We start from the raw sequence: 16,470 nt of genomic DNA, 5'->3' as shown, positions 1-16,470 counted from the left end.
GAAGTCACCCCTGCTACCGGTACCGGATCGCGGCCAAGACACCCATCAGCCAAAACGCCAACGGGAAAATGCCGGTCAAACACACATACTCGATCCACTCCACGACTTTGCGGAACGTCGGCGTGTAGAAGCGGTTGGGCACCACCACCCCGGCCACCAGCCCGGCGACGGGCACCGCCACCATCACCGACACCCCCACCAGCAGTGCGGGCATCGTCCACAACCCCAGCACATAGCGCCCGGCCACCCCGATCACCAGCGCGACCGCGGCCAACGCCAGAATCGTCGCCTGCCAGCGGTCGGTGAACGAGCGGCCCCGCAGCAGCACCGCGACCGCCACCAGGCCCGCCAAGACCAGCGGCAGCCAGCGTCGCGGCACGTGCGGATCGCACAACCCGACGCTGCACGCCGCCGCCAAACCCGTTGTCGCAACCAGCAATCCGCTCAGGTAGGAGTGCGCCCGGTCGGTGGCCACCGCGACCTCACGCACCGACTCTGGGCCGGCGAACGTGGCGACTTGCCCGCTGGCCACCGCATGATCGGCCGGCAAATCAGGGCGCGCCTCAAAGATCCAGCGGCCCGAGGCCGAGGGGAACACCGGCAATCGAATCCCGGCCGCCCAGCGCGCCACCGTGGGGGATACATGCATCCCTATCACCGCCATCAGCAGCAGCACTGTCAGCAGGATCGGAGCTGAGGTCACCAGTGTCATGCGCACCAACCCGATCACCGCGCCCGCGGCCGCGGTCACGATCACCGCGGTGCCCAACGCGATATGGCGGCCGGTGAACCGCACCACCAACAGCGCCGCTACCAATACGGTCGCCAAACCCAGCGCGGCGTGCGGGGCGCCCACCGGGCCGGGCACCGCGGCGGCGGCGGCCACGGCCGCCGGTACGCAGCCGGTCAACAGCAGCGTGTCACCAAGACCACGCACCAATACACTGGTCCCGCGGCGCGTCAAGATGATCACCGCCGCCGCGAGCAGCACCGCGGCCAGCGCGCCACCATAGGCGGCTGGCAGCCAGCCGAGGTGCCCGTAACGCCAGCGGGCCAGCAAGACCGTTGCGGCCAACACACCGGCGACCACCATGGCTGCCCCGACTCGGGCCGCCCACACCGGTGTGACTGCCGGCCAGCGCTTACTGAGCTCGGTGGCCACCGCCGAGGTGACATGCTCGACGACATTGATACGTGCCTCGGTGTCCGGGGCGAACCGCAGCCACAGCCGCGTGCCATCGCTGACGCCCTGGGCGGCCAGCGACAACCCCGGTTTGAGCGGGCTGCCATCGACCCAGCACAAGGTCCAACGGCCCCGCGCAGTGGCCGCCAACGGTGATTCCCCCAGCTCAGCAAGGCGCGTGTTGACCAAGTCCACCAACGCCGTCAATTGCACCGACACCGCCGCGGTGGCGTCCAACACCACTCCGATCTTGGTGGCCCCAGCGATGACCGCCACCAAGACCCGGTCGGGCAGAGCCGGACCGGATGCCGCGGTTACAGGGTTGTCGCGTTGCCGTTCGATCGTCACGCGCTTCGCGCCCCCGCAGCGGTGGGGAACCCGTCGGCAAGCTCGGCGGCCAGCTCCAAAAACGCCAACCGGGTGGCTTTACGCAGAGCCAAAAAGTCCAGGGTGTCGGCGTCGCGCAGATGCGGGTCCCACGGGATGGTCTTGACCGAGCGCACCCGAGGCCCCACCGTCTCGGTGATATGGGAGATGAAGGCCTTCGTCGCGCAGTCATGGATGTCGTTGAGCACGATCACCGACCGCTTGAGCAGCTCGTGGCCGTTGCGCGCGGCCAGCCATTCGACTGTCGTCTCGATCGCCAGCCCGCCCTCAGCGTTGCAGGAGCCGATGATCATCAGCGCGTCGGTGTTGGACAGCACGGTTTTGAAGAACTCGGTTTCCACCTCGGCGCCGCAGTCGACCAGTGCCAGTTGGTAAAACCGGCGCGTCAGCGCGACGGTGTCATGAAAGACCTTCTTGTTCAACTCCATTGGGTTGGCCACATTCTGGTTGCCCGGTAACACTTCGAGGCCCTGCTTGTTCTGTCCAGTGAAATGACGGGCTTTGGGATAGTCGACAACCATGTCTTGAGCGGCAAGAAGATCCCCCAGTGAGCTCAGTGCCTTGGGGTCAACGAAGCGGCCCAGCCCGCCGTAGGTGGTGTCGGCGTCGATCGCCAGGACCTGCTGGTTGCGCTCGGCGGCGAACACGGTGCCCACACCGGCGGTCACGCGCGTCTTGCCGACCCCGCCTTTCACCGACACCGCCGCGATCTGGTAGTTGCCGGGAATGTTGGAGGTGACTCGGGCCTTCCAGTCACGGAGCTGGCGCTCGTGAGGGCCAGCGCCCAGATTGATCAGTCCGCCTGTGCAGACGTAAACCGCTTTGCGCCAACCCATGTCAGCCGGATCGCGGCGCCGTTTGACGACTTCTTCGACCTGGACGTGTCTGGTGCGCGGCGCGCCGACACTTTGCAGGTCCGCACGCGGCGCCCACCGTTCGACTGGGTCGACGTTGGGGGGTGTCCACCGCTGCGGGGGCGGCTGACGTTGTTCGAACTGCGGGCGCGGCGGAATCGGGGGCGGCTGGTGTTTGATCGGGCCGCTGGGCGGGGCGAAGTCCGTGCCAGGAGCCCGCGACCAGGGCACCGCATTCGGGTGCCCTGCCGGCGGCGGCGCAGCGAATCCGGGCTGGCCTGGCGCTCCTAACGGGCCCGGCGGCGGGGGCGCCGCGTGCGCGCCTTCGGTGTCGCCGGCTGCTGGTGGCGCCGTGTCCGGCGCTGGCGGCCACCCGGCCTGGGCCGGACCGCCCTCCGCAGACGGCGGTGCGAACTCGTATTTGCCCACCGGCGGCGGTGGCAGCTGCGGTGAGGGCACCTGAGGCGCAGGCGGTGCGGTCGGCTCAGGAAGCCGCAAATCCGACAACGACACCTCCTCGGTGACCTCGTCGGTGGGTGCGGCATGTTCGCGGTGCTGCTCGGGGTTTTCCGGCGGCAGGTAACGCGACATGAAGTCAGAATTGTCAGTCATTTGGTCCCCATCGCTGTGGCGCGTCTGGCGTTTACTACTTCTGATCCTAGGGGCGGAATTCTCGCTATACCACGCCCATACGGTATTTATCGAGAACACTTTGCTGGCACGCCGGTACCGCTTTTGTCAGGCCATTCGTTCGTGACTTGCCCAGGCCCGCACCCCGACGCTATCGAAGACCGTCGTGAGTGCGTGATGCAGTTGGGCCGGGGTGGCCGGGGCGATCGCCAGCCACTCCTGGTGGGTGCCCGGTGGCGGGTTGAGCCGATACAGCGCCACCCGCCCCGAGGCGGTGTCGCGCAGGTTCAGCACCGTTTCGCTCCATACCGTTTCGGTATCCACATGTGCGCGCGCATACGCCAGGGCCTCGGCCTGTGGATCTTCTAGCGCCGCGCCCAGCTCTGCCAGCGCGCCGCCGCGCAGCCCCAGTGAGCGCAGCGCGGCCATCTTGGCCGCGGCCGAGCCGGCGTGCGCATGCGCGCTGACCGCGCTACGCATGTCATCGAGGGGAACGTTGACCGCGCTGATTCGTGCCGGCTCGACCCGGTGCACCGAGTCCAGCGCTTCGACGATCAGGCGTTCTATCCACTCTTGATCAGTGCCGGGACAGTCGTCGATAGTGATCAAAGACCCGGCGCGCACCGCCGAGGCCCAGCGGCCGTCGCGGCGGGCCAACACGATGCGTAGCTGCTCATCTGGTATCGCCCGCCAGGTGCTCGGATCATCCATCACCACCGGGGTGACCACGTTCATCGGGCCGTGGGAGACCAACACCACGATTTCGACGTCGGGGCTGGCAAGTACCGCCATGCGGGCGGCGATATCGGACCGCACCACGGCGCCCTCATCGGCGATTCCCTGGTCGACCAACACCGCCAGACCTGGGTGCGCGGTCAGCCATTGGGTGTCTTGAGCTTGGCCGTAGGGTCGCCCACGCAGCTCGGGGGCAAGTTGGGCGATGCCCAGCATGGCTTGCAACAGCCACAACCCCTCAAGGTTGACGGTGATGTCGGAGCGGGAGGTGGCCGCGGTGGTGTCAGCGGTGGTCATCGACGATCTCCAGGTCGTCTAACGCAAACGTGGCGGCACCGTTGTCGGTGCCGCCACGTGCTTGCCTGTGAATACTGCGGGCTAGGCCCATGAAGACCCGACGGCGCTGTCGGTGCTGTTCATGTTGGACCCGGCGGTCTGGACCTTTTGTCCGTGGGCGTTGGCCTGCTCGTAGATCACCTGAAAGTTGCGGCCCAACTGGGTGATGAACTCCTGGCAGGCCGTCGAGCCGGCGCCACCCCAGAAATCCCCGGCAGCCAGCACATCGCGCACGATCGCTTGGTGCTCGGATTCCAGGGAAGCGGCTTGGGCACGGATCAAAGCGCCGTGGGCATCGACATCACCGAACTGGTAGTTGATCGACATGGCTGAAGTCTCCTTGTGTGAAAGGTGGGTAGGGGCCTGGCAGTTAGCTGCTCAGGATCTGCTGGGAGGCCTGCTCTTGCTGTTCGTAGTTGTTGGCGTCGCGGATCAGCCCGTCGCGCACCCCGTGAAGCATGTTGACGATGTTGCGGAACGCCTGGTTCATCTGCCCCATCGTGTCGTAGGAGGTCGCCTGGGCCTGCCCACTCCAGCCGGCGCCTGCGATGTTCTGCGAGGAGGCCCACATCTTGCGGGCTTCGTCTTCCACGGTCTGGGCGTGCGTTTCGAACCGGCCGGCCATGTCACGCATCGCGTGCGGGTCGGTCATAAAACGGGTGGCCATAATAACGCTCTCCTTAAAGCCTGGGTGATTTAATTCAGTGTTGCTGTAGGGCCAGTCTATTGGCCTGATCTGACGCCCGGCAACGGTCGGCGAAAGCTATTTGTGCGAATTTTTCCTGGCATTGATGCTCTCTTATATGGGCTAGCTTCGGCGCACGACTTTGACCGGCTTTCCATACCGCGGGGCGCCGTCACTATCGTTACCGCGGCCGTGCAAACCTGCCGCCATCGGGGTCCCTCCATACATGCCCGATCCTCCCGTGGTCGCGGGCGCTGCCGCGGCCACCCCGCCACCACCCGAAGCGGCCACCGGGGCGACCGCGCGCGCCGCGCTCGCGGACTCGACCCCACTGCCAGCAGTCCAGGTCGCCGGCACCGATAATCCGCCCAACGAGCCAGCCCCTCCGGCCACGGCCTCGACTTCGGCGGCCGCCCCGCCCAGCCCGGCCAGCCCCGGCCCGCCGGCACCCGTTAAGGCCGCCGAGGTCCCGCCGGCTCCGAACATGCCCGGATTCATGAAACTCATGAACGGGCTCAGCAGCGACTGGAACTGGCCCAGGCCGCCGCCCCCCAGTCCTTGGCTCAGCGGTGAGGCAAGCCCCTGCAGCGCTTGAGGAATGGTGCTGACCAGCTGTGGGCCCATCGACAACATGGTTTCGCCGTCCAAACCGGCAGGCAAGCTACCCGCGCTGCTGGCGAAATTCATCGGCTGCTGCCCGGCGGCGGTACCACCCGATTGCCCCAGCGCGGCAGCTTGGGCTGCCAGCCCGATCGGGTCGGAGTTCGGCAGCGGCGGGGTGAACGGCACCAGCGTGCCGGTGATCCCGGCAGCTTGCCCGGCGAAGCTGTACATCGTCGCGGTGTCTTGTGCCCACATCTGCCCGTAATGGGCTTCGTTGGCCATGATCGCTGGGGTGTTAAAGCCCATGAAGTTGGTGTTGAGCAGCGCCACCAGCTGGGCCCGGTTCTGGGCGATCACCGGCGGGGGCACCACGCCGGCCCGCGCCGCCTCGAACGCATCGGCCGCCCCCGCGGCAGCCAGCGCCGCTGCCTGGCATTGTTCGGCGGTGGCGATCATCCACACCACGTAGGGGGCCGCGGCCAACGCCATCGTCATCGACGACGGACCCAGCCACGCGGTGCTGGTCAGAGCCTCGATCACCGCCTGAAACGCCGCTCCCGCCGACCCGAGCTGCGCCGCTAGCGCCTGCCAGGCCGCCGCCGACTCCATTAGAGACGCCGAACCCAGGCCGACATACATCCGACCGGAGTTGATCTCGGGAGGAACCTCGTAATCCGGCATGGCTACGTGCTACGGACCCGCAGGTCAGACCATCGCGACGGTGTTCAGCGCCTCAGTTGCGGCATAGTCGGCCGAGCTGATGCCCATTGTCGAGACAAACATCGAGTGCACCACCGACCCGATCGCCTGCGTCACCTGATACACCCCGCCGTGCACGCCGAACGCCGCCGCCAACAGCACCGAGGCCGGCTCCGGTGCCGGAGGCACCACACCCATGATGGGAGCTGCGGCCGCGGCGTTGCCCGCCGCTACCGTCGACCCGAGTCCAGACAGCCCGGAGGCGGCCTCATCAATCCCCGCAGGTAACGCTTCGACAAACATGGAACCCTCCCACAACCAACCCGGCCGGACCATTTACCCGGCCTGATGACAAAAGTGTATCGACGCTCGCCGACTTACGCGCGGCCCATCAGCGATCTATCCCACCGCAGTCTCGGCTACTTGCACATAAATTCCCGATTCGCCCGAATCGCCGGTATTCATCAAGAATCCGCGGCCCCGTGGCATGGAATGTCCCTTCCATTTCGCCTTGACGAAACCTTGGTCGGGATCAGAGTCCATCACCAGCAGCGGCTCGGTCGCGTCACGAAGCAGCCTGACGAGCGGATCGCCCATCCCCGACATGAACGGCCCGAACAGCCGGGTATAGATGATGTGCAACCCCACATCAGAGCCCGCCTGGACAAACGGCGCGATCGGGACCAGTGGCGAGTCATATCCCGCGGGCAAGCGCTCCGAATCGTCGATGACCAAAAAAATCTCCGGGCCTTCCCAGTGCCGCTGGCCGATCTGAGCGACCGACACATCATCGCTGGGCATCCGCGGCGCCAAGACCTGCGCCAACTCCTCCATGCGCTGCTTGACCGCCTGCGGTGTGGTAGCGAACCGGTGCACATACTCAGGCCCGAGCACATTGAGCAGCTGGCGGCGCGGATCCACCAGCCACACCTGCGCGGCCGGGCGCCCGGCATCCTGTGCCGCCCCCTCCGCACCCGGGGCGTAGACCCGCCCAATCTCGCGCATCAACGTCGCACAGGTCGTGGTCCGACCACACTTGGCCTGCCCGGTGATCATCAGGTGCTGACCGTCGAAGAACGCCGGATGTTCGGTCTCATTGAGCGCCCACACCATCGTCGAGGCGCTGCGCGGATCCGAGGCCGCCAGCGCGGCCAGCTCGCCCGCCGCCACCCGCTGAGGCAGCCGGCGCACCTTGGGTGCCGCGGTGAACCCTCCGGCCACACGGTTGACCGCTGCGACCACGCTGCGCGAGTCGAACACCTCAGCATCCGTGGACTCCAGCGCGGGGCGCGCCATCAGGGTGTGCAACCCCACCGGCTCCACGCCGGCGCGCTCATAGTTCTGCCCGATCATGCCGCGCCCTGGCCGCGAAGGAACCGCCGCGGCCAAGCGCGGCTTAGCGACCAGCGCCGCGTCGTTGACATCGGCCAGGCGCAGCTCTACCCGGGAGCCGAAGTTGCCGCGCACCATCACCTGCAGGTCGGTGGTCTTGGTGACCGCGACGACCACGTGAATGCCGAACGTCGGCCCCTCCTTGATCAGCCGGTTCACCTGGTTTTCCACCAGTTCGGGATACTCGCTGGCCACCGCCGCATAGTTATCGATCACCACAAACACATCGCCGTGGCCGTCATCGGGCAGCGGACCCGATTCACGACCAGCCTTGCGGCGGCGAAACACCTCCATCGACATCACACCGGTCGCTTCGAAACTGCGCTTGCGCGAGGCCAGCAGCTCCGACATCTCGGCCACCGTGCGGCGCACGCCGTCACCATCGAGCGACATCGCCACCCCACCCACATGCGGCAGGCCGGCCACGCTGCCCAGCGCCGCAGAGGAAAACGCCAAGCAATAGAACTGCACCTGCTCGGGGGTGTGGGTCATGGCGGCCGCGCAAATCAGATTCTGCAGCGCGGTGGTCTTGCCCGCGCCCTGCGCGCCGACGATCGCCACGTTGGCACCCGCGCCCGACACATCGACGGTCAATGGATGCTGGTCATGCTTGAACGGCCGGTCCACCAGCCCGATCGGAAACACCAAATTCGGGGTACGGGCATACTCACTGTCCCAGCGCCGCCCCAAATAGGTGTTCACCAGCTTCTCGATGCTCCACGGCTCATCCAGCGGCGGCTTCCACAACTGGTAGGGCTCAAAATCGATCCGGCGCAGCTGGTCGATGATGATGCGGCCCACCTGCGGGCGCATCAGCGCCGTCACACCGCCCTCGTCATCCTCCCCCTCGGATTGCTGCTCGCTTAGCCCGTCAACCTCATCGACCACCTCATCGGACGTCGCAGAGGTATCAGAGTCATCCGGCAGCGGCAGCGGAGTGAAATCGGTGGTAAACAGCTGCGGCGCAAAGTAACTGACCGCCGCCCCGTCTGACTGCGGGCCGCCAGCGAGGTCCTCGGTACCCGGCTTGCGGTACTCGCGCCACAAGAACTCGCCCTGAAACTTCGTCAAGGTACCGTTTTGCGGGCTGCCCTCCAAGAAATAGCACTGCCCAGAGCCCTTGAGGTTCACCGCGTTCGGCACGCCGATCGCCGAAGCCGCCTGCGCGGTCTTAGTCATCAACGCCAGCCGATATCCCATGTTCTCCAACAGCCGCTCAGCGCGAGTGTCGATCTGCTGGCTGGCCATGTGTAGATGCACCCAATACGCCCGGCCCTGCCGGCAGATCCGGTCCAGCGACTCCTCGATCTCACGACCCATCATCTTGAACAACTCGGCGAACTCGTCGATGACCACCATCAGCACCGGCAACGCCGGCAACACCTGCGCCGCCCCCGACGACAACTGATCCGCACGGATCTTGTTGTACTCGGTCGCATCATCAGCACCGGCCATGTCGCACAAGGCCTTACGCCGCGCGATCTCACCGTCGAGCGCGTCGACGAAGCGGCCCATCAGCCCCTGGTCCTCTTCAAGGTCGGTGATGATCTGCGCCACGTGAGGCACCCCGGCGAAAGGTCGAACACCTGAGCCGCCCTTGAGGTCGGCCAGCATGAACTGCAGATTCTGCGGCGGGTGCCCCAAGCACAGCGACTCGATCAACGCCCGCAACATCATCGTTTTACCCGAACCGGTAGTGCCGGCCATCACCCCGTGCGGACCCTGACCGCCGTGCGCGCCCTCTTTGAGGTCGATGAAAAACAGCTCGTTGTTATCGGCACGGTTACCCAGCGGCACTTTCAACCGCTGCAACGAGTTGATGTCACTGCGCGAAGCCCAAAACTTTTCAAAATCAATATGGGCGGCATCCTCAATGCCGTAGTAGGACAGGATGTCTCGGGCCATCACCCGCTGCCCGGTATCAATTTCGATCGCCTCATAGGCCTCAGCCAGCCGCCAGCGCGACATGCGCTCGGCGAACGTCTCAGCCGCATCGCGGCTGACCTGATCTGCATAGGCAAAAAACTGCGGCTCATTGCCCTGGGCATCCCAGGTCACCGGGTCTCGCGGCACCGCCGAAACCACCCCGTTGTCCCCGATATGCAGCACGCGGCGCGGATCACGGCACGCCGGAACCCGACTCGAGCCGCGCACGTCAAAAAACGTCAACCCATTGACCCCTTCGGAACTCCCGAAACGATCCCAGCCCACCTCGGTGTCGCACACAATTACGGTGTGCGGCAACGGGTTAATCGGTTCCTTCGACGCCCCCAGGCGAGCCCTAAAGTCCCCGCGCGCCCGTAACCCCAGCGCCTCGGACTGCGCGGCCAAGAAATCGTTAACCGACCCATACACCATCCGCACCGGCCCCGCACCATCCTCGAGGAGGGCATCGCCGGCGTGCGGCAACCACTTGACCCAATCCCACTCAGCCGCATCCGCGGTGACCACCACCAGCCGCAAATGATCAGGCCCGTGGAAAAACACCAACTGGCACAATATCGCGCGCATCAACCCCAGCACCCGCTCGCGTGGGCCGCGCAGCTCATAGCCAGGCTCGACCATCAGTGACACCAGTGCGGGCACCCCGTAGGCCACCGTCTGGTACTGCATGAACTCCTGCAGCACTTTTCCGGTCACTGGCTCGAGCTCGATATCGGTCGGCGCGTCTTGTGGTTCGGCGAACACCGCGGCGTGCGACTCCACCAAGTCAGTCATGCCCCGCCCCACCCGGGCCACCCCGAACCAGGCATCACCGCCGTTGGGCTTGCGCTCCCACATCCGCACACTGCCCACGCTGGCTTCCAGCGTGTCCGGTGCCGGGTGATACCAGCGGTAGTTCTCATCGAGCCGGTCAGCCAACTCCGAGGTGGTTCCCCGCAACTCGTCCATGATCATGCAAAACCGCGCCCGCAGCGCATCCAGTTTCGAGCGCGACATCTCCTGCGAGCCACCGCGTCCACCGAACAGCATCGCCATCAGACCGCCCACCATTACGACCGGGAACAATGAGCCTCCCCCGGTGAACGTGCGTGCCCCGCTGGCGAACGACACCCAGACCATCGCCCCCACCAGACCCATCAGCCCGACGATCAACACCACCGACCACAGCGGTTTGCTCTGCGGCGGCGGCACTTTCAGCGGCGTCGGCAACTCAATGGTCTCTGGCCGAAACGGCGGCGCCTCAGCAGTCTCTTTGCGGGCAAACCCATGTTTCATGACTTGGGGACCTCCAGTTCGGCCGGGTTGGCGTCGACAGGCAAGGTGTTGTGGCGCACCAGCGCATCAGCGCGCGACAGTGCCGGCCCAGCGGCCAGCAGCCGCAGCGCCAGCCACGGTGCCGGGTTGGGAGTGTGTTTCTTCAGGCCCAGCGCGTTCATGGTGTCCTCTTCGCGCGGAACCCCGAATCGCACACCGGATTCGGAAATCCACCACAACGACTCCAGCGTGCTCGCTGAGGGCGAATTGCCGGTGGATACCACATAATTGGCGTATTCCGGACCCAGATAGACGCGGTCGGCCTGCATCTGGGTGCCGGGTGTTTTCACCAAATCGACCACCTTGTCCGCCTGGTCCTCGGCCACCGGGATGGTCGGGCCAGCGATCACCGACGTGGTCGCCATCGACTCCCCGTCCACCTTCTCCCAATGCCAGCAGGCGGCCGCGTTGAGCTGGCTGTCCACCACGTGCGGGGGCGCGGCCGGAAACGCCGACAAGTCCAGCGTCTGCACCACCGGCAGCTTGGCCAACACCGGCCCGGCCACCACCGGCATCGCCGCCCCCGCGGGACCGGCGTTTTGCAGCACCTGAGCCACCACCGGCGAGACCGGCTGCACGCCGTCGGCGAGCACCACCGAGTAGGCGGTCTGACCACCCACCTGAGGAGTCGACACCACCGTCCCGATCGGACCCGGCGCCCCGGCGAACCGCGCCGGTAACCCCGCACCCGCGATCACCGGCACCGACAACTCCGGGCCCACCGGAATAGCATCAAACAGCGCCCGGCTCATCGGGCGAGACCCCGACACCGCGTCCTCACCCAATCCCAACGCCAACAGCACCGCGCGGGCACCCTGGTTGATCAACGAACGCCGGCCGTCGCGGATCAACCACACCGCGTCCCCATAGCGGCGCACCAGCGCATCATCAGCACTCAACACGTGGCGGCGCGGACCCAACTCCGGCTGGCCGTCAATGACGGTCACCGTCACCGGTTCTGGCGCTGCCGCCCCGAACGCCTTGGTGATCTCATCGCACACCAGCCACGACGAGCGGCCCGGCGAGGTCACCGCCATATCTTGCGGAGCGCCGGCAATACCGACCAGGGGGCCGCGCGGGTGTGCCTCGATCTCACTGCGCCGCACCCGAACCGGGGTCGACGCCTCCCCGACGATCAGCCGCGCCGAGGATAAATTCAGCGCCGGATACAGCTTGTCCCCGACGCGCACATACAGGGCACCGGAGTCCTGATCGGCCACAATCCGCGCCTGCCCCGCCGACCCGGCCGGGCGAATCAACGACCAGAACAAGGCCCCCAGACACAGCACCGCGGTGATCGTTACGCCCGCCAACAACGACATCGACTGTCGCCGGCCCGGCTCGGCTTCCATCCGAACCCGCCGCCGCGTCATCGCCAACACCGCCCGGCGGGCAAAAAACATGTGCCCCGACACCTGCACCCGTGTCGACAACCCCAGGCCGCGCCCGCGCCACCGCGACTCGTCGCCCTTGCCCGCTCCCGGTTCAACCACCGTCACATACCTACCTGTCGTCGATTACGCCACCAGCTCGCGACCGCACAGAGCGCCCAGAAATCGTTACCCGACAATGCGTTTCACCACCACACGGCCATGTGGAAAGTTCGAATATTGGACATGTCCACCCGGGGTGGGCGCCTCGATCACTTTCGTCGAGGACACGGCGAGCTGCACATGCTCAGGCCCCCTGCTCGAGAAGTTGGAAAACACCAAGTCACCGGCGCGCACATCAGCGCGATCTACCAGCGTGCCGTGGTGAATCATGTCGTAAGTCATGCGCGGCAAGTGCACCCCGGCGTGAGCGTAGGAGTCCATGACCAGGCCCGAGCAGTCATAGGTGCGGGGCCCGACCGCACCCCACACGTAGGGGTCCCCCAATTTCGTCTCGGCGTACTGCACCGCGCGCAGCGCCGTCCCGCTACCGCGACCGTCACCGGCCAGCACGGATTCGCGCTCACTGCCGCCCTGCTGACCCCCGGCGCCGCCGCGGGTCAGGCTGCTCATCAACGTCGCAGGTATCCCCGAGGCAACCCCACCGAGCCCGCTCAAGCCGCTCAGCCCGCCCCCGCCGCCGCCGGCGCCGCCCATCAAGCCACCCAGCCCCGAAAGCGGCATGCCGCCCACGCCCGGTGAACCCATCCCGCGATAGCCCGCGGCCAGCTGCCGCAGCCGCAGCGCCAACAACCGGTTTTGCGCCGTGGTCTGATCCAACTGGCGCTGCATCGCCTCCAAATGCTGATCCATCGTGGCCATGATCAGCCGCGCACCCGCCGGAGAACCACCCAACCCTGCCGTGGCCGCCCCCACCGCGCGGGCCTGATCGCGAATCACCCCCGAGGCGGCCCGCCCCTGCACACCGACCGCACCCCCTGCATCGACGGTCTCCCCCGAGTTCGTATCAAACCCGGCCGCGGTCACGTGCGCGCGCTGGTAGGTGCCCCCGGCCGCTGTCGCGCCACCAGTCAAGCTGCTATCTCCGCCAGCCGGAGCGGCCGGCACCGGACCCCGGTCACCACCGGCGGCGAACACCTGGCCCCCCGCAGCGCCATGCCCGGCAGGAAACAACCCGTGACCACGAGTCAGCAGCCGGTCCACCCCAGCCACAAACGCCGCAACACTCACCCACCAAAATTAACCCGGCCAAATCCCCCCGGCCACAGCCAAGCGCGCCCAGTTAGTAGCCGTGGTGGATATTCCAGTTGGCCTGCCCCACTTTGGCCTTCTGGTTATGCCCGTCATGGGCGACCCCATAGCGAGCCATCTGATAGTTCATCGACGCGCACGCATTGGCCACCGGATCCCAAATGTGGTTCGAGGTACCCCGCTGGTGGTACCGGGCGAACGTATCCGGCATCACCTGCCACGGACCCCGTGTCGCATGCAAAGGACCCCCGTCGACCTGGCGGGCCCCATGCGCGTTGGTATCAGACAAATTGATCGCGTTGGCCCGATAACTGGATTCATGGTCGGCGATGGTGGTCATACCTTCCATCCAGTTCGCCCGAGCCCGCGGGTCAGTGATCCCCATGCGATCCAGCGCTTCTTCCAAGTAGCGGCGCATCGCGCCGCGCCCACTAGCCCACACGCCTTTGCCTTCAAAAGAGACCTCCGACAACGGGATAGCGCCGCGATCCACGCCGGCAGCGCCCAGCGCTTCACGTCCGCTGGGTTCAGCCGCGCTCCATTGCGCCGACCGGCGCCCACCCATCCCGTGCCCCACCAGCGAGGCCGGAAGTGACGCCAGCCCGCTCAAGCCGCTCAGCCCGCCCCCGCCGCCGCCGGCGCCGCCCATCAAGCCACCCAGCCCCGAAAGCGGCATGCCGCCCACGCCCGGTGAACCCATCCCGCGATAGCCCGCGGCCAGCTGCCGCAGCCGCAGCGCCAACAACCGGTTTTGCGCCGTGGTCTGATCCAACTGGCGCTGCATCGCCTCCAAATGCTGATCCATCGTGGCCATGATCAGCCGCGCACCCGCCGGAGAACCACCCAACCCTGCCGTGGCCGCCCCCACCGCGCGGGCCTGATCGCGAATCACCCCCGAGGCGGCCCGCCCCTGCACACCGACCGCACCCCCTGCATCGACGGTCTCCCCCGAGTTCGTATCAAACCCGGCCGCGGTCACGTGCGCGCGCTGGTAGGTGCCCCCGGCCGCTGTCGCGCCACCAGTCAAGCTGCTATCTCCGCCAGCCGGAGCGGTCGGCACCGGACCCCGGTCACCACCGGCGGCGAACACCTGGCCCCCCGCAGCGCCATGCCCGGCAGGAAACAACCCGTGACCACGAGTCAGCAGCCGGTCCACCCCAGCCACAAACGCCGCAACACTCACCCACCAAAATTAACCCGGCCAAATCCCCCCGGCCACAGCCAAACACACCCAGTTCAGGGCATGCGCTGTCAGCGACCGCCCTGCGGATACGTCGGCGGCCCCAACGGCCCATAAGGCTTATACGGTTCAGGAATCAAATCGCCGTGCCACAGGAAAATCCCCGAGCCCGGCACATACTCATTCCACCCATACGGCGGCAGCTCACCACTGCCCGGCGGGTAAATCTTCGCGCCGGGGAACGCCGACTGCGGCACCCACACACCGGAATTGGGACTCAACTCGATATAACGATCTGGATTGCCGTGCGAGTCCGACAACGTTGGTGGCCCCAACGCCCCCGGCGGAAGCGTCTTATAACCCGGGATCTCATCGGACCTGACGAAATAATGCGGAACCTGAGCCGGATCTTTCGTCCTGTCATAAACATCCACCCACGGCGGCGAATCTGGATAGTTCGGCGGACCCAGCCCGCCCACCCCGGCACCATAGGGCATATGCCGCTGATCCCCAGGCTTCCACCTATCCGAGGAATCCAACGGCACCGCCGGCGGCGAATCCTTCGCCCCATCAGAAAGCGTCTGATACCCCGCGGCTGTTTGCCGCAACGTCGCCGACACGCCCTGGTACTGGGTCTTCGTCGCCTGCAACTGGCCCTGCATCGCCGAAAGCTGCTGATCCATCGCGGCCATAATCAGATGCGCCCCCGCCGGCGTCCGACCCAACGTCGCACTCGACGCCCCGATCGCACGGGCCTGATCACGAATCACCCCCGAGGCCAGCCGGCCCTGCTGACCAATCGCCGTGCCCTGTTCGGCCGACTCCTGCAACTCCTGATCAAGGCCCGCCGCACCGGCGCGCGACTGCTGATAAGAGCCAGCGGCCCGAAACACCCCGGCACGCAACCCACTCCCGCCATCAGGCGACGCCGGCACCGCACCGCCCTCACCAGCGGCCGGTAACTCCCCGCCCCCACCGCCAGCCGGATACAAGTCATGCGCACGCGTCAAAATGCGGTCGACACCCGCTACAAACGCCGCAATACTCACCCAACAAAATTAACCCGACGCCATCGGCCCAGGCCACATCCAGCGCAGGCGAAACCATCACAAAGCGAAGTACTACATACCTCGCGTTCGGTACCATATACCTATGGCTTTCAATGTGAAAGACGAAGAGGTGATCCAATTCGCCGACGAGCTCGCCGCCCGCCTGCACCTCCCCAGCCGCATCGACGCAATCCGCTACGCACTGCGCGCCCAGATCGAGATCACCCAATCCCGCACGGGAAACCGCGCCGACGAACTGCTCGACGTCCTCAGAACCGAGATCTGGCCACTGCTGCACGACCGATCCCCTATCAGCAAGACCGAACGCGAACAAGCGCTCGGATACAACGACGCCACGGGCGTGTGAGCGCCGTGATCATCGACTCGTCAGCCCTTATTGCCTTGATCCAAGGCGAAGCCCCCTACACCGAACAGATCGCGGCCGCCCTCGCCGGCGACCGTAGCCCGGTCATGTCCACGGCGAACGCCGCCGAATGCCTCATCGTGCTCACCAGCCGCCACGGCGCCACAGCCCGCACCGTCTTCGACCGCCTCCGGTCCGAAATCAACCTCGAATTCCAACCATTCACACTCGAGCACGCGTGGATCGCACATCGGGCCTACCTCCAGTACGGAAAGGGTCGCCACCCCGCCGCCCTCAACTACGGAGACACCATGGCATACGCCACCGCCAAACTCGCGCAGGAACCACTCATTGCGATCGGCAATGACTTCGCCCAAACAGACCTTGAATTCGACGGCGTCATCGGCTACTGGCCGACACACTAATTTCGTTGCACCACAAGGCAATATGCATCAGTTAGCGACATCGCAGCA

At 66.2% G+C, this 16,470-nt stretch carries 14 protein-coding genes; 2 read left to right on the top strand and 12 right to left on the bottom strand.

Going from position 1 to position 16,470, the window contains the following annotated elements; all coding sequences use genetic code 11:
• Positions 1–13 precede the first annotated feature (13 nt).
• The 12 genes from eccD to AC0KTM_RS28960 form a co-directional block, all read right to left on the bottom strand.
• Entirely contained in the window at positions 14–1,531 is a 1,518-nt protein-coding gene (eccD, locus tag AC0KTM_RS29015) for a type VII secretion integral membrane protein EccD (protein ID WP_082147688.1), read from the bottom strand.
• Positions 1,528–3,036 carry a MinD/ParA family ATP-binding protein gene (locus AC0KTM_RS29010; protein ID WP_047324164.1) on the bottom strand — a complete coding sequence of 503 codons (1,509 nt, stop codon included), beginning with the start codon at positions 3,034–3,036 and terminating at the stop codon, positions 1,528–1,530. Before AC0KTM_RS29010 ends, eccD begins: the two co-directional genes overlap by 4 nt.
• 126 nt (positions 3,037–3,162) lie before the next feature.
• Positions 3,163–4,086: an ESX secretion-associated protein EspG gene (locus tag AC0KTM_RS29005; RefSeq protein WP_047324163.1), complete on the bottom strand. Its 924-nt coding sequence runs from the start codon at positions 4,084–4,086 to the stop codon at positions 3,163–3,165.
• Positions 4,087–4,167: 81 nt separating this feature from the next.
• Positions 4,168–4,452 (bottom strand): WXG100 family type VII secretion target, encoded by a 285-nt coding sequence (locus tag AC0KTM_RS29000; protein WP_047324162.1) that lies wholly within the window; start codon positions 4,450–4,452, stop codon positions 4,168–4,170.
• A 43-nt stretch (positions 4,453–4,495) separates the two neighbouring features.
• Complete coding sequence (locus tag AC0KTM_RS28995) at positions 4,496–4,792, bottom strand: WXG100 family type VII secretion target (RefSeq protein WP_047324161.1); 297 nt, start codon at positions 4,790–4,792, stop codon at positions 4,496–4,498.
• 141 nt (positions 4,793–4,933) lie between these two features.
• The gene (locus AC0KTM_RS28990) at positions 4,934–6,094 is read right to left on the bottom strand and encodes a PPE family protein (RefSeq protein ID WP_047324160.1); all 1,161 of its coding nucleotides are present in this window, start codon (positions 6,092–6,094) and stop codon (positions 4,934–4,936) included.
• 24 nt (positions 6,095–6,118) lie between these two features.
• Entirely contained in the window at positions 6,119–6,415 is a 297-nt protein-coding gene (locus tag AC0KTM_RS28985; RefSeq protein WP_047324169.1) for a PE family protein, read from the bottom strand.
• 96 nt (positions 6,416–6,511) lie between these two features.
• On the bottom strand, positions 6,512–10,723 hold the full coding sequence (gene eccCa, locus AC0KTM_RS28980; RefSeq protein WP_047324159.1) for a type VII secretion protein EccCa: 4,212 nt from the start codon (positions 10,721–10,723) through the stop codon (positions 6,512–6,514).
• Positions 10,720–12,261: a type VII secretion protein EccB gene (eccB, locus tag AC0KTM_RS28975; RefSeq protein WP_082147687.1), complete on the bottom strand. Its 1,542-nt coding sequence runs from the start codon at positions 12,259–12,261 to the stop codon at positions 10,720–10,722. Before eccB ends, eccCa begins: the two co-directional genes overlap by 4 nt.
• A gap of 60 nt (positions 12,262–12,321) precedes the next feature.
• On the bottom strand, positions 12,322–13,227 hold the full coding sequence (locus AC0KTM_RS28970; RefSeq protein WP_139315451.1) for a C40 family peptidase: 906 nt from the start codon (positions 13,225–13,227) through the stop codon (positions 12,322–12,324).
• 208 nt (positions 13,228–13,435) lie between these two features.
• Entirely contained in the window at positions 13,436–14,431 is a 996-nt protein-coding gene (locus AC0KTM_RS28965) for a transglycosylase SLT domain-containing protein (RefSeq protein WP_232524644.1), read from the bottom strand.
• A gap of 224 nt (positions 14,432–14,655) precedes the next feature.
• On the bottom strand, positions 14,656–15,633 hold the full coding sequence (locus tag AC0KTM_RS28960; protein WP_232512938.1) for a hypothetical protein: 978 nt from the start codon (positions 15,631–15,633) through the stop codon (positions 14,656–14,658).
• A gap of 103 nt (positions 15,634–15,736) precedes the next feature.
• Here AC0KTM_RS28960 and AC0KTM_RS28955 point away from each other — a divergent pair, with 103 nt between their 5' ends.
• Positions 15,737–16,000 (top strand): type II toxin-antitoxin system VapB family antitoxin, encoded by a 264-nt coding sequence (locus tag AC0KTM_RS28955; protein ID WP_047324157.1) that lies wholly within the window; start codon positions 15,737–15,739, stop codon positions 15,998–16,000.
• A 5-nt stretch (positions 16,001–16,005) separates the two neighbouring features.
• A complete protein-coding gene (locus tag AC0KTM_RS28950; RefSeq protein ID WP_047324166.1) occupies positions 16,006–16,422 on the top strand; it encodes a type II toxin-antitoxin system VapC family toxin in 417 nt (138 codons plus the stop codon).
• Positions 16,423–16,470: the final 48 nt, after the last annotated feature.

Source organism: Mycobacterium sp. NTMscope_Eco_3, from assembly GCF_976985685.1.
The sequence above is the reverse complement of the archived record's forward strand: the minus strand, read 5'-3'. Positions and strand labels throughout refer to the sequence as shown.

Bases quoted from the DNA above. Each gene is read 5' to 3' on its own strand.
- AC0KTM_RS29005 (WP_047324163.1), bottom strand. From the start codon at position 4,086: ATGACCACCGCTGACACCACCGCGGCCACCTCCCGCTCCGACATCACC.
- AC0KTM_RS28995 (WP_047324161.1), bottom strand. From the start codon at position 4,792: ATGGCCACCCGTTTTATGACCGACCCGCACGCGATGCGTGACATGGCC.
- AC0KTM_RS29000 (WP_047324162.1), bottom strand. From the start codon at position 4,452: ATGTCGATCAACTACCAGTTCGGTGATGTCGATGCCCACGGCGCTTTG.
- AC0KTM_RS28990 (WP_047324160.1), bottom strand. From the start codon at position 6,094: ATGCCGGATTACGAGGTTCCTCCCGAGATCAACTCCGGTCGGATGTAT.
- AC0KTM_RS28985 (WP_047324169.1), bottom strand. From the start codon at position 6,415: ATGTTTGTCGAAGCGTTACCTGCGGGGATTGATGAGGCCGCCTCCGGG.
- AC0KTM_RS28955 (WP_047324157.1), top strand. From the start codon at position 15,737: ATGGCTTTCAATGTGAAAGACGAAGAGGTGATCCAATTCGCCGACGAG.
- AC0KTM_RS29010 (WP_047324164.1), bottom strand. From the start codon at position 3,036: ATGACTGACAATTCTGACTTCATGTCGCGTTACCTGCCGCCGGAAAAC.
- eccCa (WP_047324159.1), bottom strand. From the start codon at position 10,723: ATGAAACATGGGTTTGCCCGCAAAGAGACTGCTGAGGCGCCGCCGTTT.